The 25,938-nt window shown below is 39.8% G+C and carries 22 protein-coding genes; 17 read left to right on the plus strand and 5 right to left on the minus strand.

Annotation, left to right across the window (positions count from 1 at the left end; all coding sequences use genetic code 11):
- Positions 1-32: 32 nt before the first annotated feature.
- The 17 genes from VB073_RS06405 (at position 33) to VB073_RS06485 (ending at position 19,011) form a co-directional block, all read left to right on the plus strand.
- Positions 33-950, plus strand: a complete 918-nt coding sequence (locus VB073_RS06405; RefSeq protein ID WP_323403325.1) for a glycosyltransferase — start codon at positions 33-35, stop codon at positions 948-950.
- Between the two features lie 20 nt (positions 951-970).
- Positions 971-2,254, plus strand: coding sequence for a glycosyltransferase family 4 protein (locus VB073_RS06410; RefSeq protein ID WP_323403326.1), 1,284 nt, complete (start codon positions 971-973; stop codon positions 2,252-2,254).
- 30 nt (positions 2,255-2,284) lie between these two features.
- On the plus strand, positions 2,285-3,643 hold the full coding sequence (locus tag VB073_RS06415) for a hypothetical protein (protein WP_323403327.1): 1,359 nt from the start codon (positions 2,285-2,287) through the stop codon (positions 3,641-3,643).
- Entirely contained in the window at positions 3,591-4,463 is an 873-nt protein-coding gene (locus tag VB073_RS06420) for a glycosyltransferase family 2 protein (RefSeq protein ID WP_323403328.1), read from the plus strand. Before VB073_RS06415 ends, VB073_RS06420 begins: the two co-directional genes overlap by 53 nt.
- Before the next feature lie 9 nt (positions 4,464-4,472).
- A complete protein-coding gene (locus VB073_RS06425) occupies positions 4,473-5,636 on the plus strand; it encodes a glycosyltransferase (protein WP_323403329.1) in 1,164 nt (387 codons plus the stop codon).
- 65 nt (positions 5,637-5,701) lie between these two features.
- Positions 5,702-6,781 carry a glycosyltransferase family 4 protein gene (locus VB073_RS06430; RefSeq protein WP_323403330.1) on the plus strand — a complete coding sequence of 360 codons (1,080 nt, stop codon included), beginning with the start codon at positions 5,702-5,704 and terminating at the stop codon, positions 6,779-6,781.
- Between the two features lie 10 nt (positions 6,782-6,791).
- Positions 6,792-7,715, plus strand: a complete 924-nt coding sequence (locus VB073_RS06435) for a hypothetical protein (protein WP_323403331.1) — start codon at positions 6,792-6,794, stop codon at positions 7,713-7,715.
- Between the two features lie 63 nt (positions 7,716-7,778).
- Complete coding sequence (locus tag VB073_RS06440; RefSeq protein WP_323403332.1) at positions 7,779-8,543, plus strand: WecB/TagA/CpsF family glycosyltransferase; 765 nt, start codon at positions 7,779-7,781, stop codon at positions 8,541-8,543.
- Between the two features lie 89 nt (positions 8,544-8,632).
- Positions 8,633-10,021 (plus strand): exopolysaccharide biosynthesis polyprenyl glycosylphosphotransferase, encoded by a 1,389-nt coding sequence (locus tag VB073_RS06445; protein WP_323403333.1) that lies wholly within the window; start codon positions 8,633-8,635, stop codon positions 10,019-10,021.
- 63 nt (positions 10,022-10,084) lie between these two features.
- Positions 10,085-11,170: a GDP-mannose 4,6-dehydratase gene (gene gmd, locus VB073_RS06450; protein ID WP_323403334.1), complete on the plus strand. Its 1,086-nt coding sequence runs from the start codon at positions 10,085-10,087 to the stop codon at positions 11,168-11,170.
- Positions 11,163-12,248, plus strand: coding sequence for a GDP-L-fucose synthase (locus VB073_RS06455; RefSeq protein ID WP_323403335.1), 1,086 nt, complete (start codon positions 11,163-11,165; stop codon positions 12,246-12,248). Before gmd ends, VB073_RS06455 begins: the two co-directional genes overlap by 8 nt.
- Before the next feature lie 55 nt (positions 12,249-12,303).
- Positions 12,304-13,581, plus strand: a complete 1,278-nt coding sequence (locus VB073_RS06460) for a DUF418 domain-containing protein (RefSeq protein WP_323403336.1) — start codon at positions 12,304-12,306, stop codon at positions 13,579-13,581.
- A 46-nt stretch (positions 13,582-13,627) separates the two neighbouring features.
- Positions 13,628-14,098, plus strand: a complete 471-nt coding sequence (locus VB073_RS06465) for a GNAT family N-acetyltransferase (protein WP_323403337.1) — start codon at positions 13,628-13,630, stop codon at positions 14,096-14,098.
- A gap of 91 nt (positions 14,099-14,189) precedes the next feature.
- A complete protein-coding gene (locus tag VB073_RS06470; RefSeq protein ID WP_323403338.1) occupies positions 14,190-15,437 on the plus strand; it encodes a glycosyltransferase in 1,248 nt (415 codons plus the stop codon).
- Positions 15,438-15,592: 155 nt separating this feature from the next.
- A complete protein-coding gene (locus tag VB073_RS06475) occupies positions 15,593-17,041 on the plus strand; it encodes an MBOAT family O-acyltransferase (RefSeq protein ID WP_323403339.1) in 1,449 nt (482 codons plus the stop codon).
- A 3-nt stretch (positions 17,042-17,044) separates the two neighbouring features.
- Positions 17,045-18,034, plus strand: a complete 990-nt coding sequence (locus VB073_RS06480; RefSeq protein ID WP_323403340.1) for an acyltransferase family protein — start codon at positions 17,045-17,047, stop codon at positions 18,032-18,034.
- An 83-nt stretch (positions 18,035-18,117) separates the two neighbouring features.
- The gene (locus VB073_RS06485; protein WP_323403341.1) at positions 18,118-19,011 is read left to right on the plus strand and encodes a hypothetical protein; all 894 of its coding nucleotides are present in this window, start codon (positions 18,118-18,120) and stop codon (positions 19,009-19,011) included.
- A 23-nt stretch (positions 19,012-19,034) separates the two neighbouring features.
- On the opposite strand, the gene VB073_RS06490 is transcribed toward VB073_RS06485, so the two are convergent.
- From VB073_RS06490 to VB073_RS06510, 5 genes are all read right to left on the minus strand, one after another.
- Positions 19,035-20,252, minus strand: coding sequence for a uracil-xanthine permease family protein (locus VB073_RS06490; RefSeq protein WP_323403342.1), 1,218 nt, complete (start codon positions 20,250-20,252; stop codon positions 19,035-19,037).
- Positions 20,253-20,357: 105 nt separating this feature from the next.
- Positions 20,358-21,815, minus strand: a complete 1,458-nt coding sequence (locus tag VB073_RS06495) for a sialate O-acetylesterase (RefSeq protein WP_323403343.1) — start codon at positions 21,813-21,815, stop codon at positions 20,358-20,360.
- A gap of 68 nt (positions 21,816-21,883) precedes the next feature.
- Positions 21,884-22,648, minus strand: a complete 765-nt coding sequence (locus VB073_RS06500; RefSeq protein ID WP_323403344.1) for a creatininase family protein — start codon at positions 22,646-22,648, stop codon at positions 21,884-21,886.
- 74 nt (positions 22,649-22,722) lie between these two features.
- The gene (locus VB073_RS06505; protein WP_323403345.1) at positions 22,723-23,979 is read right to left on the minus strand and encodes an MFS transporter; all 1,257 of its coding nucleotides are present in this window, start codon (positions 23,977-23,979) and stop codon (positions 22,723-22,725) included.
- A gap of 23 nt (positions 23,980-24,002) precedes the next feature.
- Positions 24,003-25,931 carry a hypothetical protein gene (locus VB073_RS06510; protein ID WP_323403346.1) on the minus strand — a complete coding sequence of 643 codons (1,929 nt, stop codon included), beginning with the start codon at positions 25,929-25,931 and terminating at the stop codon, positions 24,003-24,005.
- Positions 25,932-25,938 lie beyond the last annotated feature (7 nt).

A 25,938-nucleotide genomic window follows, 5' to 3' on the forward strand; every position in this document is an offset into this window, starting at 1 on the left:
CTTTGGATACAATCGTATAAAAATAATTATTTATGAATACAACAAATACCCCATTGGTCTCGGTAGTCGTTATCACTTATAACAGTTCTAAATTTGTGATTGAGACATTGGAAAGCGTAAAAGCGCAGACGTGGAAGAATATTGAACTGATAGTATCCGATGATGCTTCTACAGATTGTACCGTTCAGCTTTGTTCAGACTGGATAGGAGCGAATAAAAGTCATTTTTTTACAACAAAATTAATTACCGTACCGCGGAATACCGGGATTCCTTCCAACATTAACAGGGGGTTACGGGCGGCAACCGGAGATTGGGTTAAAATGCTTTCAGGGGACGATAAACTCATGGGAAATTGTATTGCAGACAATTTTGAATATGCCTCACGATTTCCGGATGCCTCTTTTATCATCTCTGATGTGCGTGAAATTGATGAAAATAGTGTATTGATAAGAGATAAGGTGATTAATGATGGGGTGATTTTTTTTGCAAATCTCCCCTCGGCTAAGAAGCAGTTAAAGAACTATTCACGATGGCCGGTTTTTTTGAATACACCTACTTTTTTCTGTAAAAAAGAGATATGGGAAATGTCGGGTTATTGCGATGAAGAATTCAGAATATATGACGATATGACGGCTGTACTCAATGTAATGGCTCAAGGTGTCAAATTACATTATATGAATAAACCCACCGTTGAATACAGGATATACCCTAGTTCCATATCCAGAAGTGTAAAGGTGGATGATATCAGAGAAAAAGAAGCTTACAGAATTTTCAAAAAGTATCAGACTCAGCATCTGAATATTTTCAATCCTCTTGATTTGTCTGTCTATTATGAAAATTGGTTAAGATTCAAATATAAAGGATTTAACGGCCGCAAAGGAGTGGCATATTTAAGGAAACTCAGTCTCTATTACTGGTATTTGAGAATGAGCGGTGTGAAAACTTATTGATTTAAAGAAGGAAGATAGTTATGCGTATTTTATGGATTACAGTCAATATTTTGGATGTTTTCTTTCCTCATGTGAAAGGAAAACCCACCAAAGGTGGATCATGGATAGCTCCTCTGTTCTATAATCTCCATAAACAACCGGGTGTTGAATTGGGAATGATTACACCCGTGATCGATGGAGAAGAGCAAAAAAAAGAGATAGATCGTATAGTATATTACACTGTCCCTATTAATAAGGAAGGAAACAGAACGGAAATAAAAAAAGAGTTATCAGATAGTTATATACGAGCAATAAATGATTTTAGACCCGATATCATTCATGTACATGGTACCGAGTATAATTTCGGTTTGTTACGTAAATATGTGGATAGATCAATACCTATTGTCTGCTCCTTGGAGGGGATAATCTCTCCATGGCTTAGCTTTATGAATTATAGTGTGGCCGATACTGATGTAAGAAAGTATCGTTCCATTAAGAACAGGCTGGGCCGGGGTGGAGTAAATGGCGCATTCAGGAGGTGGAAAAAGTATCCGGCTATTGAAAAAGAGATTTTCGGGATCAATCGATATTTCATTGGCCGTACGCTGTGGGATAAAGCCTATGTAAATATGTATAGTCCGGAAGCATTCTATTATCACGGCGAAGAGTTATTGCGTGCCCCTTTTTATAAAACATATTGGGATATAGAACAATGTGAGAAACACAGGATATTCATTTCTTCCTGTGCCTATGCCCTAAAAGGGTTTCATGTACTTGTGAAGGCGGCAGGTCTATTGAAGCAAAAATATCCTGATATTAAGATTGTTGCTCCGCTCTCATCGATGAGGATAAATGCACCGAAATGGGTAGATTTTTTGATTTCAGAAGATTATAGTGTCTATTTAAAAAAAGAGATAGTCAGATGGGGACTGGAAGAAAATGTGGTACTCCTGAAAAATCTGAATGCCGAGGAAATGGCTAATGAGTACCGTAAAGCGCATGTGTTTGTGTTGCCTTCTTTTCAGGAAAATAGCCCGAATTCATTGGGAGAAGCAATGATGATTGGTACTCCCTCTGTATCGGCCCCTGTAGGAGGAGTAATGTCTATTGTAGAAGATGACTCCAGCGGACTTTTTTTTCCTTCTGGAGATTTCGTAATGATGGCATATCAAATCGATCGGTTGTTCTCAGATGAGGAACTGGCATTAAACATCAGTAAAAAGGCACGTTCGATTGCGGAAAGACGACATGATATAGAGGAGTCAGTACAACAGTATATGAGAGCATACGAAGATATTGTTAATAAGCATAGTCAAAATAATTAACGTTTTTTTAGTTGAATTCCAATGAATACAATGAATACGGTAAATAAACAAATTATCAGTCATATTATTCCTGTAACGATTATATTGTTTGCAATTAACTCGGTATTACCTTTTATGAAACCGGGAGTGCCTATGGCTGCCCTATTGAATAATACGACTGTGTGGTGGGCTATATCTTTTCTAATATTGGCACTCTTTCTTCTTTCCAAGCGCTATTTCTTTGATAAAAGAAACGAGGAGAATATGTTGATTGTATGGATCTATCTATTATGGAATCTGGTTTGCATCATACGCGGAATATTTGCTGCCGAAATTTACTGGGACTGGAAAGGATTAATCGGTAACGCAATGGCATTGCTCTTACCGGTTGTGATATTTTCGTCAACCAATAAAATGGTGGTACAGTCTTTACTTTCATTTTTTATAAAATATGGATTGCCTCTATTTCTGATAGTTGCATTGATTATCAGAATGGATGCTTTTGGTTTTTATCTGATACCGATCAGCTTTCTGGTATTGTTTTTCCCGGCACTTACCAAGCGCCAAAAAATACTTTTGCTGTTTATCTCATTAACAGTCATGTTGGTGGATTTGAATGCCCGTAGTAACGTAATAAAATTCGGAGTACCGTTTTTTGTCCTCTTACTCTATTATTTCCGTAAAAGAATATCATTGAAAATGATGGAAGGGGCCCGTCTTACTCTGTTCATACTCCCTTTGCTATTCTTTGTACTGGGTGTCACCGGCACTTTCAATATTTTCCATATTCAGGATTATATGAAGGGTGAGATCCATGCTTCCGGCGTAGGTGGAGACGGTCAGGTTGTGGAACAGAATGTTATGGAGGATACCCGTACTTTCCTATATGAAGAGGTGTTGGAATCTGCTGTAAATAACGATTACTGGCTGTTGGGGCGTACTCCGGCCCGCGGAAACGACTCTTATACATTTGGCATGAGGGAGGCTGAATTGACAGGGAGATATGAGCGCTTATCAAACGAAATAGGCTTGGCCAATGTATTTACCTGGACAGGTATAGTTGGGGTAATACTTTACTCGTTGATTTTTTTCAGATCGTCGTTCCTTGCTGTCAACCGATCCAGAAATATCTATGCCAAAATGCTCGGGATTTATGTGGCTTTCCGTTGGCTCTATTCATGGATAGAGGATGTAAATGAGTTCAGTCTTAACTATTTCATGCTGATGATGATGATCGGGTTGTGTTTTTCCGAATCATTCAGGAGTATGTCCAATAAGGATGTCATCATTTGGGTACGTGGTATATTCGATGTAAGATATGTACGCCTGCAACAATATATATATAAGAAGAATAGATATGAAAAAACGGAATATAGCAGTATTGCTAACGTGCCACAACAGGAAGGATAAGACGATCTCTTGTCTTTCCTCCTTATTCCGGGCAACTATCCCCTCGGAGTATCTGTTGGATATCTTTTTGACAGATGACGGATCTACAGATGGAACGGGTGATGCCGTCAAAGAACTCTTTCCTCAGGTAGAGGTGATAAGAGGCGACGGTAATCTGTTTTGGGCGGGAGGAATGCGTCTGGCATGGGAAAGAGCTATGGAGGAAAAGGCATATGATGCCTATTTACTGATCAACGATGATGTGGATTTGTATCCCGATTTTTTCCTCAACCTATTGGATGCGGAAACGTATTCTCTTGCAGAAACCGGTAAATCGGGAATTTATTCTGGTGCAACGATTGATAAGACAACAGAAGAGGTAACCTATGGTGCATCCAGAATAATCAATTATCTGTTGGTTGTCAGGTCGAATATGCTTGCCCCGGAAGAACAGCCGCAAGAGTGTGAAATTACCAATGCCAATGTGCTTTGGGTCAGTAAAGAGGTGGTAGATGAAATCGGCATCTTCGATTATCGTTTCACCCACGGCATTGCCGATTACGACTACTCCTTCCATGCATCAAGAAAAAAAATACCGTTGTTTCTTGCGCCCCGGATATGCGGTGTGTGCGATAACGATCACAGGAAAAACTGGAAAAGCAGTCAATATTCTCTAAAGGAGCGGATTGCCTACCTGAAGAGCCCGAAAGGATTGGCCTATAATGAGTATCTGTATTATATCAAAAAACATTTTCCATTATTCGTGCCCTATTCGTTTGTCATGCTATGGATGAAAACCCTGTTTCCTTTTTTATGGGATCGCGTTAAAAATAATGCTTAAGCCGCTAAAATGAAAAAAGAGCCGACATATAATAAACCGCGAATGTTGATTTTCCATCCCGCACTTGCACCATACCGGATCGACCAGTTTAATTTACTCAATGAACTGTTCGACCTGGAGGTGGTGTTTCTCCTGGAGGATGTCTATTTGTCGAATTTTAATATGGATCAGCAAAAGTTGCGCGAAGCATCCAATTTCAAATATTCTTTTCTGTTGCGTGGGATACTCTTTAGAAGACGTCTTTTCCGTTTCGGTATGCTGCACAAAATAAGACGAAGTAAACCCGATATCGTGATGGGGTTCGAGTACTCGCTCACCACCCAATATCTTATGCTATTAAAAAAGATGAGACTCATTAAGCAAAAAATCGGTACTTCCGTTGACGATAGTCTGGCTATCTGCAATCATGTACAATCCAAAATGAGAGAAAGGGTTAGAAACCAATCGGTAAAACAGCTTGATTTTATGGTGGTGATGTCGAAAGAGGTAGCCCGTTTTTATCAGGACCACTTCAATCTGGACGCAAAGAAAGTGGTTGTTTCACCTATCTTACAACTCCCGGAGCGATTGAGGAAAGAGGCTGCCACAATTGAGTCCTTTGCTAACCATTATATTCGGGAGTACGGATTAAGTGGGAAAAAAACGATCCTTTTCGTGGGGCGATTCATTCCAGAGAAAACCTTACCACTGTTCATCGAGACTATAGCTCCCTGGCTTATATCTCGTGATGATATCCGGCTTGTGCTCGTTGGAGATGGCGATGAACGGGAGCAAATAATTGCTGCCATAAAAGAAAAAATGCTGGAAGAGAAGATCATTCTCCCGGGTAAGTATCTTTCAGAGGAGCTCTATGGCTGGTATACCTGTGCCTCCGGATTCGTATTGCCAAGTAAGTGGGAGCCTTTTGGTGCGGTTGTGAACGAAGCCTTGATATTTGGCTTGAAGGTTTTCTGTTCCTGTTATGCCGGAGCATCCAGCCTGATCACTCCTGAGAATGGCATCGTCTTCAATCCTCTGGATAGTACTGATACACTTGACAAATTTCAGCAGTATATAGAATCTATAAAGCCTGTTGGAGATATTTCACTGACAGATAAGCCTTCTTTAATGGAAGATCAACGACACTCTTTTTTACATGAATGGGGAAAAGTATTATCATTAACAAGAGGATAGAAACATCAATTCAATACATTATATAATAATATATTATGGGTCAGACACGCAAAAATATTCTTTTTATGCTCCATTTGCCGCCTCCGGTACATGGTTCGTCCATTGTGGGAGAACTTGTGAAAGATAGTTGTATTATCAACGATTCTTTTCATGGGCGATACATCAATCTGATACTCTCGCGAAAAGTGAACGAAAGTGGTAAAACTAATCCTAAGAAAATAGTACGTTTTGTAATAATTTGGCTACATCTGCTGGGTAAACTGATACATCGTAAACCGGATCTTTGTTATTACGCATTAACAACCACTGGTGCAGGACTCTATAAGGATGTACTGCTGATAGGGCTTTTACGCCTTTTTAGGGTAAAAATCATTTATCATATTCATAATAAAGGGGTAATACAGGCGCAAAAGAAAAAATTGAATCACATTCTTTACCGGTTTGTATTCAAAAATACACATGTTATCCTGCTTTCCAGACATCTTTATTATGACATAGAGGCATACGTGTCACAAGATCATGTCTATTATTGTCCTAATGGTATTAAAGATTATGAGCCGAGTGCTGCACTTGTTACTTTACCTGAAAACAGGCCTTTTAATATTCTTTTTTTCTCGAATCTCATAGAAGAAAAAGGGGTGTTTGTACTGGTTGAAGCCTGTTCAATACTGAAAGATAAAGGATATTCCTTCCAGTGCGATTTTGTAGGTGGGGAAGGAGATGTGAGTGAGAAACAGTTTAATGTATATGTGCAGGAAAAAGGTTTGACAGAACAGGTAAAATATCTTGGAAAGCGGTATGGCCGTTTGAAAGAGATGTCTTTTGAGCAGGCCAATGTTTTTGTATTGCCTTCGCGTTATGATTGTTTCCCATTGGTAGTTTTAGAAGCCATGCAGCATAGCTTGCCGGTGATAACTGCAAAGGAAGGGGGAATGCCTGACATGGTGGATGAAGGGAGCTCCGGTTTTCTGCTTTCCCGTTATGATGACGCTGAGACATTGGCAGATCGACTTGAACTTTTAATGTTTGACTCGTTATTGAGCAAGCAAATGGGGATAAACGGAAGGATAAAATATGAGAAATATTTTACGCTCCCTATTTTTGAACAAAGATTACTATCTATATTACAGGACGTTATTAAATAATTACAATAAAATGATTGTAGAAGTATCAAGAGAAGAATACAAAAGACATTTTAGCACTGATCCGCATATTTTTATTAATGATGGGTTTATTGCTAATGTAGAAAATAAATGCGACAGAGTGGTTCGGTTAATGAAAGATGATGAATCGTCCATAGGATTGATTCTGGGCATAAAAGATGGTGTTGCAAAATCGCCTTTTTCAGCTCCATTCGGCGGATTTCACTATTCACATGAATATCTGTTCTATAATATCGTTCACGATTTTATTTCAGACCTGAAAGATTATATCGCCAGCCAGGGATTGAAAGCGGTGCAAATCACCTTACCCCCTGATCTCTATCAAATCAATATGAATGCAAAATTGGTGAACGCCTTTATCAGGCTTGGTTTTACTATGGAAAACCCGGATATCACCCATTGGGCTGATCTGAAAAATTTTGACGGTACATGGACAAAAAATATGGTTACACAAAATTGTCGTAAGGCAGTTAAACACGGTCTCACCTGGTCTCTGGTGACAGATATGGAATCGAAGAAAGAAGCTTATGAGGTGATTTTACAGAACCGTGAACAATTGGGTCGTAAAATATATATGACCTTCGATGATCTATTGGGAATGGAGCATATCGTACCAGTGGATTTTTTCCTGGTTAGGGAGAGTAACGGTAATGGCATAGGAGCAGGAATTTTTTACCGGGGGCATGAGAAAATAGTCATAGGTATTTTTTTGGGAGATGATATGGAAAAGAGAAATTTAGGAACTATGAACTTTTTATATAAGAATCTCTACGAATACTATAAAGAAATGGGATTCAGCTTTCTCGATCTGGGTATTTCCGGTCTCGCTGGTGAACCTAATGCCGGATTGGTCCGCTTTAAAGAACTCCACAATTGTATTGCATCGCTCCGCCATACTCTTTCCTGGACACCTTAGCTGGTATTAATCAGTATATGCGGGCAATAGTATTGTTTTAAAGTTTTTAAAGATCACAAAGTTATGCTACAGGAATTTGAATTGTTTAATGGGTCCTTACAGGAAATAACCCATACAAAAAAGTTGATTACCACATTGAACGCCCATTCATATAATACAGTTAAAAAAGATCCTCTTTTCCGAGAGGCGTTACGGGCCAGTGATGTGATACTGCCAGATGGGATTAGTGTGGTCCTGGCAGTGCGGTTGTTACAAGGGAAAAGAATAAGAAAGATAGCCGGTGACGACCTGTTCCGTTATGAGATGCAAAGGGTACACAGTATGGGAGGTAAATGCTTCTTTCTCGGAAGCTCAGAAACTACTTTGAACCTTATCGAAGAGAAGGTAAAGAAAGATTTTCCCGGGCTGCGTGTATATAGCTATTCTCCGCCCTATAAACCTGAATTCACAGAAGAAGATAATCGGGCAATGATTGATGTGGTGAACGAAGTGGAACCGGACGTGCTTTTTGTAGGGATGACAGCTCCGAAGCAAGAAAAATGGGCGCATGAACATTTCAACCGATTGAAATCCGGTCATATCTGTTGTATTGGTGCCGTATTTGATTTTTATGCCGGTACGGTACAAAGGGCACCGGTATGGATAATCTCGGCTGGGATGGAATGGTTTTTCCGATTGGTACGTGAACCACGGCGTATGTGGAGGAGATATTTGATAGGGAACACCCTCTTTGTATCCGGGATTTTGAAGGAGAAATTCAAGACTGGCTCTAACAGATCACCACTTGTCACTTTACAATCGGAAACGGTGAAGACGAAAAAAGATTAAAGAAAGAACTTTTTCTTTGGTCCTTATTTGATATGGGGCGTGTAGTCCTTTTTTTGAATATTATTGTATTTTTTTTATAATCACAGCATATGAATACAGATCATTCAGGAGTAAGATTCTTCTATCTTCTTTTCGATTTATTACTTTTAAATATATCGGTTTACATGGTGTTTTACAATAGTCCGATGTATAATTATATGGATCTTCCGGGGAGAAACCTCTATATTCTGCATGCCAACATTTCTGAATTGTTAGCCTATATCTTGTATTCAAGGCAGAATTATTTTTTCACGGACAGTTATACTGAAAGGGTGAAATCGTTTAGTATACGATTCCTTATTCTTCTTCCTATCCTCTTCCTGCTGGCGGAATTATTTCTTCCCGACGGATATCACAAAGGATTCCTGTTGGAATATACCGCTTTCTTTTACGTTTTGAAGGTGGTTGTTTTTTATTTTCTCTACAGGTTTCAGCAATTCAGATATAAAAAAGGATACGCACATCATAGGGTTGCTATCCTGGGGGTAGGGAATTCAGACCTGGTATTGGGCAAATTGCTCATCGATAATCCTTCATTGGGGTTTAAACTGGCTGGATATCTTTCGAACAAACGTCTTCAATCAGATTTTGCTACGTTGGGTGAATTAGATGAATTACCTACTCTGTCGGAAAAATACAAATTAAATATGCTTTTTGTAAGTGATCCAGCCTATTTTACGAAAGAAAATACCCAAACGTTACTCTCTAAATGTAATGAAACGGGAGTCAGAGTGCGGTATATTCTTATGAAGGGGTATTGGAATAACCCTAATAATATAGGTAAGAAAAAAGAGTCAGCCCGATATTTTGAAATGTTCAATCCTCAGGAAATTCCGCTGGATCGTTTGACTTTACGTACAAAAAAACGTATTTTTGACATCTTATTTTCCGGAGCTATTATTCTATTTGTATTCAGCTGGCTATTCCCTATTATGGCGATATTGATCAAACTCAACTCAAAAGGTCCTGTATTCTTTAAGCAACAAAGAACGGGAATTAACAATAAAACTTTTATGTGCTATAAATTCAGAACAATGACGGTAAATAGTGATTCCGACAGTAAACAGGCACAAGTGAATGATTCACGGATTACCTCAATAGGCAGTTTCATGAGAAAAACCAATATCGACGAATTACCTCAATTTATTAACGTGCTGCTGGGTAATATGTCCGTAGTGGGTCCCCGTCCGCACATGTTAAAACATACCCAACAATATTCAGAGTTGATCAGACATTATAAGGTCCGCCATTTTGTCAAACCTGGAATAACCGGATGGGCACAGGTGAACGGATTCAGAGGATTGACAGACGAACTCTGGAAAATGGAGAAAAGGGTAGAATACGATATGGAATATCTGGAAAAATGGAATTTTTTCTGGGATATCAAAATAATTTTCTTGACATTATTTGGTAATAAAGCTTATGAAAATGCAGGATAGATCTTAGAAGTGAAAAATGAATAGTTAATAATGAAAAATTAATAATTAATAATTAAAGATAATATGACAAAAGTAGCGCTGATAACAGGTATTACAGGACAGGACGGATCGTTTCTGGCCGAATTATTGATCGGAAAAGGGTATGAAGTACATGGGATAATCCGTCGTTCTTCATCGTTTAACACCGCACGTATTGAGCATCTCTATTTTGATGAGTGGGTGAGGGATATGCATAGGGACAGGCTTGTCAATCTTCATTATGCCGATATGACTGATTCCAGTTCCCTGATCCGTATCATACAAACTACAAAACCGGATGAGATTTACAATTTGGCGGCACAGAGTCATGTAAAGGTGAGTTTCGATGTGCCGGAATATACTGCAGAGGCTGATGCCGTAGGGACGCTGCGTCTGTTGGAGGCAGTCCGAATTCTTGGCCTGGAGCAGAAAACCAAGATATATCAGGCATCAACTTCAGAACTTTACGGATTGGTACAGGAAATACCTCAGAAAGAAACCACTCCCTTCTATCCGCGTAGCCCGTATGGCGTAGCAAAGCTATATGGATTTTGGATCACTAAAAATTACAGGGAGTCTTACAACATGTTTGCAGTGAATGGTATCCTCTTCAACCACGAAAGTGAACGTAGGGGGGAAACCTTTGTTACCAGAAAAATAACCATTGCCGTAGCCCGTATTGCACAAGGAGAACAGGATAAACTCTATCTCGGTAACCTGAATTCATTGAGAGACTGGGGCTATGCCAAAGATTATGTAGAGTGTATGTGGCTGATGCTCCAACATGAGAAACCCGAAGATTTTGTAATCGCTACAGGAGAGATGCATACCGTCCGTGAGTTTTGTACTTATGCATTCGCTGAAGCCGGTATCAACCTGCGTTGGGAAGATGAAGGCGTGAATGAAAAGGGAATAGATACTCTTACCGGGAAAGTTTTGGTAGAGGTAGATCCCAAGTATTTCCGTCCCGCTGAAGTGGAACTACTCTTAGGTGATCCTACCAAAGCAAAGACCTTATTGGGATGGAATCCCCGTAAAACCTCGTTTGAAGAACTGGTAAGATTGATGGTAAGACATGATATGAAATTTGTAAAAAAATTAAAAGCAAAAGATGCGATCGACAATGAATGAGAATAGTAAAATATATATTGCCGGGCACAATGGTCTTGTAGGCTCTGCCATCTGGAAAAATCTTCAATCACGGGGGTATAACAATCTTATAGGTCGTAGCCACAGTGAGTTGGACTTAATGGATAGTGATGCCGTGAGAGATTTTTTTGATAAAGAAAAGCCGGATTACGTGATACTGGCGGCGGCTTATGTGGGAGGGATTGTGGCGAATAATACCTACCGGGCAGATTTTATCTATCGCAATCTTCAGATACAGAACAATGTGATAGGAGAGAGCTTCCGGTATAAAGTAAGGAAACTGTTATTTCTTGGAAGCAGTTGTATCTATCCGAGAGAGGCTCCACAGCCGATCAATGAAGAAGATCTTTTGACTTCATCCCTCGAATATACCAATGAACCTTACGCGATCGCCAAAATAGCTGGCCTTAAAATGTGCGAAAGTTTTAATATTCAATACGGCACCAATTATATTGCCGTAATGCCGACCAATTTATATGGCCCCAATGATAATTTTGATCTGGAGAAGAGCCATGTGCTTCCGGCATTGATCCGAAAAATGCATTTGGCCAAATGTATGAAAGAAAATAATTGGAGCGGCATACAGAAAGACCTGAGACGAAGATCTCTGGATGGTGTAGATGGAAAAAGCACTATCGATGATTTTGTTTTTACTTTGAATAAGATTGGGATATTTTCAAACCATCTTGAATTATGGGGTACAGGTAAACCGATGAGGGAGTTCCTCTGGAGTGAAGATCTGGCCGATGCTTGTGTCTTTATCCTCGAAAATGTGAATTTTGAAGATCTGAGAAAGGGGAAAGATGAAGTTCGAAATTGCCATATCAATATTGGAACCGGCAAGGAAATCAGTATAAGGGATCTGGCTTTGCTTACTGCCGACATTGTGGGGTATACCGGAAAAATTAAATTCAATCCGGCAAAACCCGATGGTACGATGAGGAAATTAACCGATGTCTCAAAACTAAAATCGTTGGGATGGCAGTATAAGGTAGAACTGGATGAGGGTATCCGTCGGATGTACCATTGGTACCTCCAGGATCAGGAGGAAAATGAATAGATCGTGTGAAGTAGATAGGTAAGAATTGCCCCGAAACAATAACAAATTTATATATATGATGAAAGAAAATAAAATCATCCCGACTCCTTCTCAAAGAATGACAGTGATAGATGCTTTGAGAGGATTTGCATTGCTAGGGGTAATTCTTATGCATATGTTAGATCATTTTGGATATCTCTTTTCCAATGTGCAACACCAGTTATCTCCTACTATGTGGGATACCGTTATTCAATGGTTTACCGACAGAATGATCAAAGGAAAATTTATTAGCATCTTCTCTTTCCTTTTTGGTCTCAGCTTTTATATTCAAATGGATAGAGCCTCAAAAAAGGGAATTGATTTTCGCGGACGCTTCTTGTGGAGAATGGCCTTATTATTTGTGATCGGATTGATCGGGATGTGTTTTACTTACGTGGATATACTGACAATTTATGCTGTTTTCGGAGTTGTACTGGTCTTTTTGTTCCCGTTAAGGAATTGGGTGTTGATGCTCATTGTAAGTTTGTTGTTAGTAGGGGTACCCAGTTTGTTTTTAATTGGTTTCGACAATATAGTGATCGGGCAACCGGCCATAACAGCGATTTCTGTAGTTTCGGAGCAACTGCCTGCGGACAATACTATCGAAAGTGTAACATTCTTTCAAACCGCTAAAGAAAACCTGACCATTAAGAATTCTAATAAATTGAAATATCAATTCTTATATAGTGATGTCGGATATCTGGTTTTGGCATTATTTATATTTGGATTTATTGTAGGGAGACTTCGTTTCTTTGAACAGGTGAATATTCGGAAAAAAAGGAATGTTAGATTATTTCTGCTGTTTCTACTGGCAACTTTTGCTCTTTTAGTGATAATCAAATTAATAGGGCCCCAAGAGCATGTCGATTTGTTGAAAGTAAGGATGGAAGGAGGAGAAGTTCCGCTTATAGCACTTGTAATGTCTGCTTTGAATAACCTCAGTACAGTTTCCATGTCAGGAATGTGGGCGATGGGATTTATCTCTCTTTATCAGGTTGAAGGCGTCAGGAAATATCTGGATATTCTTACGCCGTATGGTCGCATGGGGCTCACCAATTATGAGATTCAAAATGTAATAGGAGCCATTCTTTTTTCTGGGTGGGGTTTTGGATCTGTATTCGGGACTAAAGGAGCAGCAGTGCTTTTTGTCCTCGGACTACTAATCTATGCATTGCAGGTTATCATTAGTCAGTATTGGGTCAAAAGGTTTCTGTATGGTCCGCTTGAGTGGCTATGGCGATCGGGTACCTACCTGAAATGGCAGCCGTTCAAGAAAAAACAGAATAGAGAAAAGAGTACAGTTGTTGTGGAATAATCAATCATATTTAATAGTAAAAATTCAGTTTAAATAAAAAAAAGTTATGGAATACAGGAAAATTATTGATGTAGAGTTCCGTGAATTTGATCGTAGAACGTTGGAAAAGACGAGGGAATGGTTGAGTGATCCTCAAATAAAAGAGTTGACGATTACTCCGGATTTCGATGAGAAATCACAGGAAACATGGTTCCAGAGTATACAGAACAGAGATAATTACTATATCCGTTCCGTATGGAGAGGCGATGATCCTATTGCCGTATTCGGTATTAAACACATCACTGCTACCGACGGTGAAATTTGGGGATATATTGGAGAAAAACAGTATTGGGGAAAGGCTATTGGTATCGAAATGATGCATCATGTATTCGATTATGCCAGATCACTAAATTTGAAATCTCTCTATGCTATAATGCTGAAAGAAAATATCTACTCCGTTAAAATACTCCGTAGATTCGGTTACGGAGAAGAGACAGAGTTGGATGGCGAGAGGATGATGATGCGCTATTATCTATAGAGATTCAATTTCAGTAATATTATTCATCCTGGTAACCGGTGTGGTTGTCCGCTTAATGAAAATCAAACGAAGAATTATTATAAAGTAAGAAATGGAAAAACTGAAAATAGTTATCAACGCTTATGCCTGTTGCCCGGATAGGGGTAGTGAACCCGGTACTGGATGGAATATGTGTGCACACTTGGCGAAGCACTGTGAAGTACATATTATTACAGAGGAAGAATTTCGAGAGAAAATTGAGTCAACCCTAACGACTTTACCACAGGGTGAGAATATGCATTTCTATTATAATCCTGTACCTGAGAGGGTAAGGGAGATGGCCAGGAATCAGGGAGATTGGAGATTCTATGCCCATTATAAAAATTGGCAAAAGAAAACTCTTGAAATAGCTAGAGAGATTATTGCCACACAAAAAATAGACGTCCTGCACCAATTAAACATGATCGGTTTCAGGGAACCGGGATACTTGTGGAAAATAGAAGGTATTCCATTTGTGTGGGGTCCCATTGGAGGTATGAAACAATTTCCTGTAGCTTACCTTCAGGGAGCAGGAATAAAAACACAACTCTTTAATCGTCTCAAAAATATTATCAATGTATTACAGTTGAAATATGATGTTCGGGTTAATAAGGCGTTTAAACGGGCCGATTTATTAATCAGTTCTATCCCTGTTTCATACCAGGCCATTAAGAAATACAAGAAAAGAGATTCTGTACTTATTTCTGAAACAGGTTTATCTGTGAATAGTAATGAAGTATCCACAAAGAGATTTTACGACGAAGATTTTAAAGCGATATGGGTAGGTAAGTTCGATTTTCGTAAACAATTGACATTGGCGCTGAAAGCATTGGCAGCAGCCAACAATAAACGAATTATTTTAAATGTGTATGGTCAGGGAAACGAAGTGCAGGAAAGAGAAGCAAAACAGCTTGCGGAGGACTTGGATGTCTCCGATCAAATAGTATGGCATGGTAATAAGCCGCATGCCGTGGTACAACATGCTATGCGTGAAGCACAACTTTTTTTCTTTACGAGCGTAAATGAAGATAATCCTAACGTTATTTTAGAGGCTATCAGTAATCGCTTACCCGTATTGTGTTTCGATACTTGTGGATTTGGGGCTATAATCAATGAGACAGTGGGTCGAAAAATTCCACTTACTACTCCTCAAAAATCAATCACAGGCTTTGCAGAGCATTTAAATATGTTTTATATCAATCGTTCTTTACTGGAAGAGTTATCCCTGAATTGTGAGACACTGCTACAACAACTCTCTTGGGATGAGAAAGTAAAACAGGTTGTGAGTTTATATCGAAAAGTATTGTCCGATAATGTTTGAGGACATTTTTACCAGCCTTATTAATCAAAAATAACGGGTAATGCAATGCATAACAATTGCTTTAGTATAATGATGATTACCGGCTTATTATTTCGAAAATAGAATAATTTTAGGGTGGTTTTATTGATAATTTTCAAAATAATGGCTAAGAAAATATGCTTTTTAATTCGATAGATTTTGCGATTTTTTTGCCAATAATTTTTATTCTCTATTGGTTTGTAACAAATAAAAATTTGAAGCTACAAAATTTATTGCTTGTAGTTGCAAGTTATATTTTTTACGCCTGGTGGGATTGGAGATTTCTATCGTTGATTGTCTTCAGTACAATAGTTAATTATGTCATTGGAATAAAGCTCAAGAATGGAGAAAATCAACGTAAACGAAAGGTACTGTTATGGACAAGTATTTTTGTCAATCTTGGTCTTTTAGGGTTCTTCAAATATTACAATTTTTTTATCGAAAACTTTATCTCGGTATTCTCATTTTTTGGGACAGAAATTAAAGCCAACTCTTTGTATATAATCCTGCCGGTTGGTATCAGTTTCTACACTTTCCAGACCTTGGGTTACACCATAGATGTATATAAGAGAAAAATAGAACCGGCCAAAGATTTTATAGCTTTCTCCGCATTCGTTATTTTTTTTCCTCAATTACTTGCCGGACCTATTGAGCGGGCTGATAACTTGCTTCCCCAATTTTATAACAAACGGACTTTCGATTACTCCAAAACTGTTGACGGGATGCGGCAAATTCTCTGGGGTTTGTTCAAAAAAATTGTTATTGCCGACAATTGTGCTGAGTTTGCAAACCAGATCTTTAATAACTCGGCTGATATGAACGGAAGTACACTTGTCCTGGGTGCATTATTTTTCGCTTTCCAGATATATGGCGACTTCTCCGGCTATTCGGATGTTGCGATTGGAACGTCCCGTTTATTCGGTTTCAATCTAATGAAAAACTTTGCATTTCCCTATTTTTCAAGGGACATTGCAGAATTCTGGAGACGTTGGCATATCTCACTTTCAACCTGGTTCAGGGATTATCTTTATATACCATTGGGGGGTAGCCGGGGAGGTACCCGGATGAAAATCAGAAATACATTTATCATTTTCATTGTGAGTGGATTCTGGCACGGGGCTAATTGGACATTTATTGTCTGGGGAGCACTGAACGCTATTTACTTCCTGCCACTCTTATTGACCCACAATAACCGGAACAATCTGGAAATAGTAGCCCAGGGAAAATCCCTACCGACGGGTAAAGAATTTATATCAATGCTCGTCACCTTTTGTCTGACGGTATTCGCATGGATCTTCTTCAGGGCTGACAATATCGGGCATGCATTCGATTATATTTCTACAATCTTCTCCCCTTCACTATTTGAAATTCCTGAATTTGACGGAATGAAAAAAGCATTGACGGTTATCATGCTTGTTGCCATTTTTGTATTGATTGAATGGAAAGGACGGGAAGGAGAATATGCGATTTCCAATTTGGGCTTAAAATGGAAAAGGCCATTGAGATACGCAATGTATTATGCGATCATCGCAGTAATCATTTGGTTTAGTGGAAAAGAGCAAGAATTTATTTATTTTCAATTTTAGATAATGAGAAAAAATTACATTGACATTTTAAAAGGAATAGGTATTTTTTTCGTAGTTCTTGGACACGTGACAAGAATGCCTGAATTGCGTGTCTTTATTTGGAATTTTCACATGCCATTGTTTTTTTTGATATCAGGCTTTCTGTATAACCCGACCAAGTATCCTGATTTTAAAGGTTTCTTTAAATCAAAATTTAAATCTATTTATATACCCTATGTGCTGTTTTTCCTGGCGACGTTTTTATATTGGGTGTTGATAGAAAGACGTTTTAGAGGTGGTGAATACAGTATATTGCATCAGTTTCTCGGACTATTTTACGGAACTATAGAAGGAAATCATTTACATTTTAATGGACCATTATGGTTTTTACCTTGTTTGTTTTTAGTCGAACTGATGTTTTATTATATCTCCAGGATTAAAAACAAAGTAGGAATAATAGCCGTCTTAATTGTATCTTTTACGATAGGCTCTTTAATACAGCAATATAATCTGAATATTTTACCTTTTGGTTTGCATACGGCCTTTTTTGGATTGGTCTTTTATGGAATAGGATTCTTATCAAAGCAACAGGAAAATAGTTTTATGAACCTTTCATTCTTATTTAAAATGATGTTGTTAGTGGGATGTCTGTACGTGCAAATATTGGCTGTGCAAAATGGATACCAAGGTAATATCGAGACATCTCCTATTTATTTTATTCCGATAGCGTTATGTGGTATTCTCTTTTGGGCAGTAGTGTCACTTCTGGTTAATAAGAATAAAATATTGGAGTATTTAGGAATAAACTCATTGGTAATTATGAGTGTACATGAACCGATCTATCGGTTTCTGATTGGTGGGTTTAGTCGTTTTTCCGGTATAGAGGTGGATTTGATAAGAACGAATCTGTTATATTGTGTGTCAATCTCAATTGTCACTATAATCATCATTATTCCAATAATATACTTGTACAACAAATATGTGAGAAAGAGAATAAATGCGCTGTTTTCTTAACTATAGCCTGATTATTCGGTATTTATTTTTTAAGTATGAGACGTTTTATTTGTAAAGTATTGTTTTTCTTTGTTCCAATTGTGATGATTGCGATCATTATGGAGGTATTGCTGAGAAATATCCCCAATGATTATTTGTCAAAAAAGAAATATTTGGATCAATATTCATCTGAAATTGAGACGCTGATCTTGGGTAATTCGCATGCCCATTCGGGATTAAATCCTGAATTTTTTACCAATAATACATTCAATACCGGATATGTATCCCAGTCGTTAGATCTCGATTATGCTATTTTTAAAAAATATTTGTCGCAACTTGATAATTTAAAGACTGTTATCGTTTCAATTTCCTATCCGAGCCTCTGGGCGGTTTTAGCTGAAACTTCCGAATCGTGGAGAATAAAAAACTACAATATCTATTATGACCTTAAAACTTCCCGTGCTTTAAAATATCAAACGGAGTTATTCAGTTCTCATTTTATTCTACATATGACAAGACTCCGTTCTTATTACCTGGAGAACAAACCGGGCATTTATAGTACCCCTTTGGGATATGGAATAAATTATCAATCCGGAAATCCTCAAGATTTGACAGCTACGGGTGAAAGTGCGGCCAAAAGGCATGAAGTGAAGGATCTACAATCGGAAAGGGTAGAAGCACTTTTTCAAAATAATATGGATATTTTGAATGCACTATTGTCGGATTGCCAACAGAGAAATATCAAAGTTCTTTTTATCACTGTTCCTGCTTATCGATCCTACACCGGAAATCTACCTGCTGAACCTCTGGAAAAAACGATTGCCGCCATGGAACACCTTACTGACGTATACGATCATTGTTATTACATGAACCTGCTGGAAGATGACCGGTTTGAGGATATGCATTTCTTTGATGCAGATCACTTGAATGAAATTGGGGCAAGAAAGCTTTCACTGATTGTGGATGAAATAATAAAAAGTCCTGCATTTTATAAATAAAAGAAACAGGACTAATTCAAAATTCACGCAGCATTTTCTTCACTTTCCTTTTTCTCTTTCTTCTTCGGCAGGATCAGGTTTAGTACCAGTCCTATAAGGGCTGAAAGACCGATACCGGTCATACTTATATTTCCCATCTGTAATACAGCGCCCCCGATTCCGGTGGTGAGGATCAGCGATACGATGATCAGGTTGCGGGTATTACTCATATCGGTTTTGTTATGGATCATATTGTTTACCCCCGTAGCCGCAATCATACCGAAAAGTAATAACATTATGCCACCGAGTACGGACCCCGGTATTGATTTAAGGAAGGCACTCACTTTCCCCACCAGTGAAAAGACAATGCCGGCAATGGCAGCAATACGGATTACAGCCGGATCGGTTACTTTGGTAAGAATCATGGCACCGGTTACTTCCGAGTAAGTAGTGACGGGAGGTCCTCCGACAAATCCTGCCACACAGCAGGCGATACCGTCGCCCAGCAAAGTACGGTCTAATCCCGGTTTCTTTACATAATCAATCCCAGTGACCTGGCCTACTGCATAGATGTTGCCCACATGTTCAATGATCGGGGCAATGGCTACAGGGATAATGAATAAAACAGCTCCCCATGAGAATTCCGGTTTGACGAACTGAGGCAATCCGATCCATGGTGCCGCAGCAATACCGGAGAAATCAATTCTTCCCAACAGCATGGCAGCAATATAACCGACGATAATTCCACTAAAAATCGGGATCAACTTCAACAGCCCTTTGGCAAACATACTCACAACAATGGCTGTTATCAAAGCAATAATTGCCAGCACCCAATCCTCTTGTGCCATATTTACTCCAGTACCGGCCAACGACAATCCGATCAGCATAATCACCGGTCCGATGACTACCGGAGGAAAAAGAAATTCAATCAGTTTCACTCCCTGCCATTTAACAAGCGCGCTCATCAGGAAATAAACAAAACCCACAGCCACTAAACCCGAAAGCGTGCCAGCCATTCCGTATAACTCTGTAGCTTTTATAATGGGGGCAATGAAAGCGAAGCTGCTACCCAAAAAAATAGGAACCATCCCTTTCGTAACCAGATGAAAGATGAGTGTCCCTACGCCTGCGGTAAACAGTGCTGTGGAAGGATCAAGTCCTACTAATAACGGAACCAGTACCGTGGCTCCAAACGCCACAAAAAGAAATTGAATCCCTACAATGGTTTTATAGGTGGGGCTGAGCTGTTTGTTGTTCTCCATTGAATAAGTGAAAATTAATTTTTGCGTGCAAAGATAAAAGATTTTAGTAAATATGTAAGCAATTACAAATAAAAATTAAACAATGTTTGAAAACTATATCCTGATCTAATCCCTGGATGCTTGGAAAGGAGAAGCCGGTAACCCCTCCCGGTTGTAGAGATTGGCATCTCCCGGATTATCACTCCATGCATAACGCACAAAGACCGGACTGGCTATCTCGTCGTTATAGACCACTACCTGGTTATTTTTGTTGATATAAGCTTTCGCCCATACAAACCGTTTATCTGCCCCCGCAATGGCAAATCCCTGAAGATAACCGTATTTATTTTTCACCATCAATCCGGAACCTGTATGATCGAAATCGAGAGTAATCTTATTCCCCGTTATAATCATCGATTTATAGACAGGACCGGAATAAACTACCTCTTGCCCGTATGTCTTGTTCAGGGCGATCAATGCCAACCTGAATCCGACATCCTGTTTGTTCCTGGGATGTATGTCGTTCGCTTCACCGATATCAATTGTTACTGCTTCACCGGTGTTCGGAACCGATAAAGTGTGGTGTTGTGCATCTCTTAGTTCCGCCCAGTGGCTCTCTACCGGCAATGTGCTTTCTGGTTTGTAATTGGCTAACTGTACCCAGTAAAAAGGGAATTCATATCCCCATTGTGCTCTCCAATCGCGAATTAAACAGGGAAATAGGGAATAATAATCTCCCGAACGTTCGGCGTGGGCATTATTCTCTCCCTGGTACCATATCACCCCTTTGATGGGCATATTTACAACCGGACTAACCATACCGTTATACAATATCGAAGGATATAAGTTCGGTTGAACTTTCCCGGCCTCTACCGCACCTGTTGCGAGTTTTATTTTCATACTGTCGGGAGAGTTCTCCGGTATGTAGTTATAATGATCTTTTAATTCGTAGGGTAGGGCTGCGAATGATTTTCCGCTAATCCAGGGCTCAATCTCTGTCCCTCCCCATGAAGCATTGATGATTCCGATCGGGATGTTGGTCTCCTGGAATAATTTACGGGCGAAGAAGTAGGCTACTGCCGAGAAACTGCCTACCGTCTCGGGACTGCAAACCTGCCACTGCCCGTGTATTTCAGTTGCAGGCTCAAAGGCAACTTTTCTTCCCACATTGAAAGACCTGATTTCCGTGTATTTCGCGGAAGCTATCTCTTCTTCGGCATCTTTTGAACCCGACACACTCCATACCATATTCGACTGACCACTGCAAAACCATACATCTCCGATGAGAATATTATTCAATTCAATAGCATGATCTTTTCCTTCGATACGCAAAATATAAGGACCTCCATATTTTTCAGGATCCAGGGTGACCATCCATTCTCCGTTTTTTGCCGTTTTCACTTTCCGGATCTGTCCGTTGAATGACACCTTAATCCTCTCTCCCGAATCTGCCCAGCCCCAGATACGTATCTCCTTATTTCCCTGCAATACCATGTTATCGGATAATACCTCCGGTAACCGGATAGCTCCCATTGCGATGGGAGCTATTAAAATCAGCCATATTATGAAAAATGCTTTTCTCATTGTCATGTCTTTAATTTAACGATAAATGTATCCTTATTCGTCAAAACCCGTGCATCCGTTCCTTATATCTATTCATACATATCTCCGGTATCGATCCTGGCCAATTCCACCAATGTAGTACCCACCTGTTCGATGACCATTTCAAAGAATTGCTTTCCTTTTTCTTTTGTCGACATTACCGGGTTACCGATACCAGTATCCGGGCTTACCTTCGACCATTGTCGTTCCGCCCAAAACCAACCCTCTCTCAATGCCTTGATTTTATATTTTTTCTCTCTTCCGTCGCCTGCTTCATCTAAAGGAAGTACCCATTGGGGGGTAAGGTGAAGTAGCATGCTGGTCTCCATTTCGTCGGCGTGGTCGCCCGCATATTCGAAGAAACCATTCCTTCCTTCCCACCTGAACCAATTGCATACGCAAATAAACATATCGGGATATTTTGCTCCCAGTTCGCGTACCATCGCCTTGAAATCATTTCCTCCATGGCTGTTGAGGATAACCATTTTCCTGATGCCATGCCTGTTGAGATTCTCTACGATATCATTCAGGATAATCAATTGGGTACTTGGATAAATATTCATATCTAATCTTATATCCAATTGTCCTGTATTTACCCCGAAAGGGATGGTAGGTAATACAATTACCTTTGCCCCTTGTTCCCATGCAATCCGGGCTGATTCGCCTGCGATATTTTCGGCGAGAATATTGTCAGTAGCGTAAGGTAAATGATAATTATGTGCTTCGGTAGCGCCCCAGGGAAGTACTGCCAAATCATAATCGGTCTCTTTTATCGACTTCCAGTTCGATTCTGCTAGAATATAGGGTCTGATCATAATTCTACTATTTAAATTATTTATCAATACTTTGTTTCTTGGGAAAATACTATTACAAATATGCTAAAAATTTCTCATACTTTTGAAGTTTTTCTTCCAATTTTATGTCCTATCAGGGCATAAAAGAGTATGTAAAGATAGCAGGGGATGAATATGCGGTAAGCTGTCTGGAAATCAGACGGCAAGGCTATATCGCTTACTTTGATCGCATCCAGCAGAAACCCGAATGTCAAGGGAATGGCCGCTCCTCCCACCAAGGCTACAATCAGCATTGATGCAGCCGATTTGGTAAACTTACCCATACTGGTGATCGTCAGTCCCCAGATGCAACCCCACATGATGGAATGGGAGAGGCCCAAGCCGGAGAGGAAGTAAATGGCAATATGAGGAGGCAAGATCACTAAAAGGATGGATGATGTCAATGCTATCAGAGAGAACAGTATAAGACCTTTACTTTGTGAAAGCCATTGGAGAGAAAAAATGCTGATGACATAACCGATGATCATCCCAACCGGCCCGATCATTGAATATCTGGCGGGAGAATCTACTCCTATCGATCGAGCAAAGTCGATGACCGATGCCATGGGAAGGGTTTCAACCCCTACATATATGAACAAAGCAAACACCCCGAGGAGTAAATGGGGAAATTGCCAGATACTTTTTTTCCGATTGGCAGTTATTACCAACTCGCTGTTCAGGTTAACGTCTTCTTCTTCAATTTCTCCTTCTGCTGTGATTTCGGGAAGAGGAATGAAAATCATTGCTAGGGCGAATAATGCGATAATGCCGGCTGCCATACCGAAGGGTATTGCTGCTTTTTCTAGTGCCGGGTTGCTTACATCGATGAAAAGGCTCAGGAAGATAGGTCCCAGAAACCATGCTGATTGGTTCATAATTCCCATGGCGCACATTCGTTGTGCTGCTTTTTCCACCGGTTCTATGATGGCTAAATAAGGATTGATGGTTGTTTGTAATAACGTATTTCCGATACCTCCGATAAATGATGCTACCAAAAAAAGATAGAATCCAGTCATGGAAGCGCTCATTCTTGCGGAAGGGATAAACAGGAACATACCGAAACTCATGATAAACAAGGCAATGATCAGTGATTTCTTATATCCTATTTTTTTTATCACCCAGCCGGATGGTCCTCCAAATACTAAGAATGCCGAAAAAGTGGCAGTGAGAACCAGATACGACATCCCTTTGCTCAACGAGAAAGTTTGTTCCAAGATAGGTACCATAATACCGTTGATTCCGACACCGAAACCAATAATGAAAAAAGCAAAAGCGATAATGATTAAAGGAAGGAAATATTTATTCAGTTTCATTCTATTAAAATTGTTTTAAAAAATTATCTGTTATTTTGTTTGACCGTTTCAACTACAGTGTTAAAAACTCCCAAGGGAAAAGTAGCGGGTTGTCCATACCAGTAGAACGAGCCTTCCCCTTCATAGTCTTTGGCTATGATATGCGGATCGGTAGCGAGATAGCTTGTTACCTCACCGGTATAGGCTGCTACGCTTATCTTCTGGTCGGGCCAGAGGTTTCTGATGGCGATGCCGAATTCGGTGGTGGCTTCACGCGACAAACCGATAAGTTTCCAATCCCCGATATTGATGGTTTGTATGTAGATGGTCATCTCTTTTGGCATTGTACCCTCTCCGTAATAACGGAGCATGATATCCGCCCAGCGTACATCCCGGTTTGGCAAACTGCTCTCACATCCTCCCGGTATATTCTGACGCACATTTGGGATGTTATTATCCCTCATCGATTGTATAGCTTCCTTATCCAGCGGATTGACAGGTATCCCTATCGAATCGATGTAATGGGTAATCTTCCCTTTGATTGGGTTCATCTCTTTTTCCAGTATCCGGAGAACATCTGCCGCAAGATCAGTGCCAGAGGTTCTGTAAGGCGCACGGGGATTAATATCTCCGGTACATCCCTGAAGGAACAGGGTGGTATTGATGCCTGATTTTTCAATTATTTGCCGGCTAAAACCGGGAAAGTTGGGAGAGATGGTGAAATATTCCGGCTTTTTGTCGGTTGATACAGGATGACAACCGGTTAAAAACAGTACGGTTTTATTTTTCCCGTCTGCAGAGGTCGCTTGAATCACATCTACAGCGTTGTCATATAAGGCCGCATCTCCCCTTAAACTTCGGTTGAACCCTATGTTGGTTGTGTCGCGTCCGAAACTAAGGTATGATGGTGCAGCATTGTCTAAAGCTTCTTCAACGGATTGGATAATTGCTTTAGTTAGTACATTATTGAAGTATAGGCTGTCGGGATAATGGTTTTGGATTCCCATGGTAATCCAGGTTTGGCTCGTGGGAGCGAAGTGGGTATGCGTAGAATTGACAAAGATGGCCGACTCTGGTATATTCCGGCGTTTCGCTATCTCTTTCCGTATAGTTTGGGTGAGCGAATAGTCGATACCACATACATCCAGACTAACGATGATGGCAACATCTTTATTCTTCTTAATAGCCATACTTCTCACCGAGAGTGTTCCTTCTGTCTGATGACGACTGGCATACAAGTGGTTTGATGCAATAGCATACAATCGTTCTTTGGTACGTGTAATCTGTTTTACATCAATCGTATAGGTAGCCTCGTTGTTATATCCGATACGTTGCCACTCGTTATCTTGTTTCTTTACATTGCGTTGTAACAGGATATTATCTTTGGTTACGGCATATAGTCTCTCTGTATCCCCAGCCAACGAGATAATATCCGCTCCGTTGCCCGCAGGGACCCAATGGGTGGCTTTTCTTTCGACCGTACCTCTAAGCAGTTCTCCCTCTTTAGTTGATACATAAAGATTTTCACCCGAACCGGTGAGAGCGGTTACTCCCTGTATGTTGCTTATCTGTTCCCATTTGAGTTCAGTCATGGGATTGCTTACCAAGAGGTTTCCTTTGCTATCGATAGCATATAGTAAACCGTTTAACCCCGCTAGGAACTTTATAGAAGGGATGCTTCCTATTTTTTTATTTTTTTGTAAATCTTCGGAGTCAACTAAAATTATATCACCATTGGGAGCGGCAATATAGAGTGCTTCATCCAGGCTACACAGGGCAATTGCATCCAATGCGCCTTTATCATCCCATGTGATGGAGAACCGGCCCATGGCAGGGGCGGCATATCCTGCCAAACTTATGGAAACAGTTTCGCCTGTCGGTTCGATACTTACCACCGAACTACCCACTTCATATAAATTTTGATTACAGGAGGCAAGAAAAAAAGAGAGAATAAGTAAATAATAGGATTTCATACTATTT

It is taken from the genome of Proteiniphilum sp., from assembly GCF_034927365.1.
GTDB lineage: Bacteria > Bacteroidota > Bacteroidia > Bacteroidales > Dysgonomonadaceae > Proteiniphilum.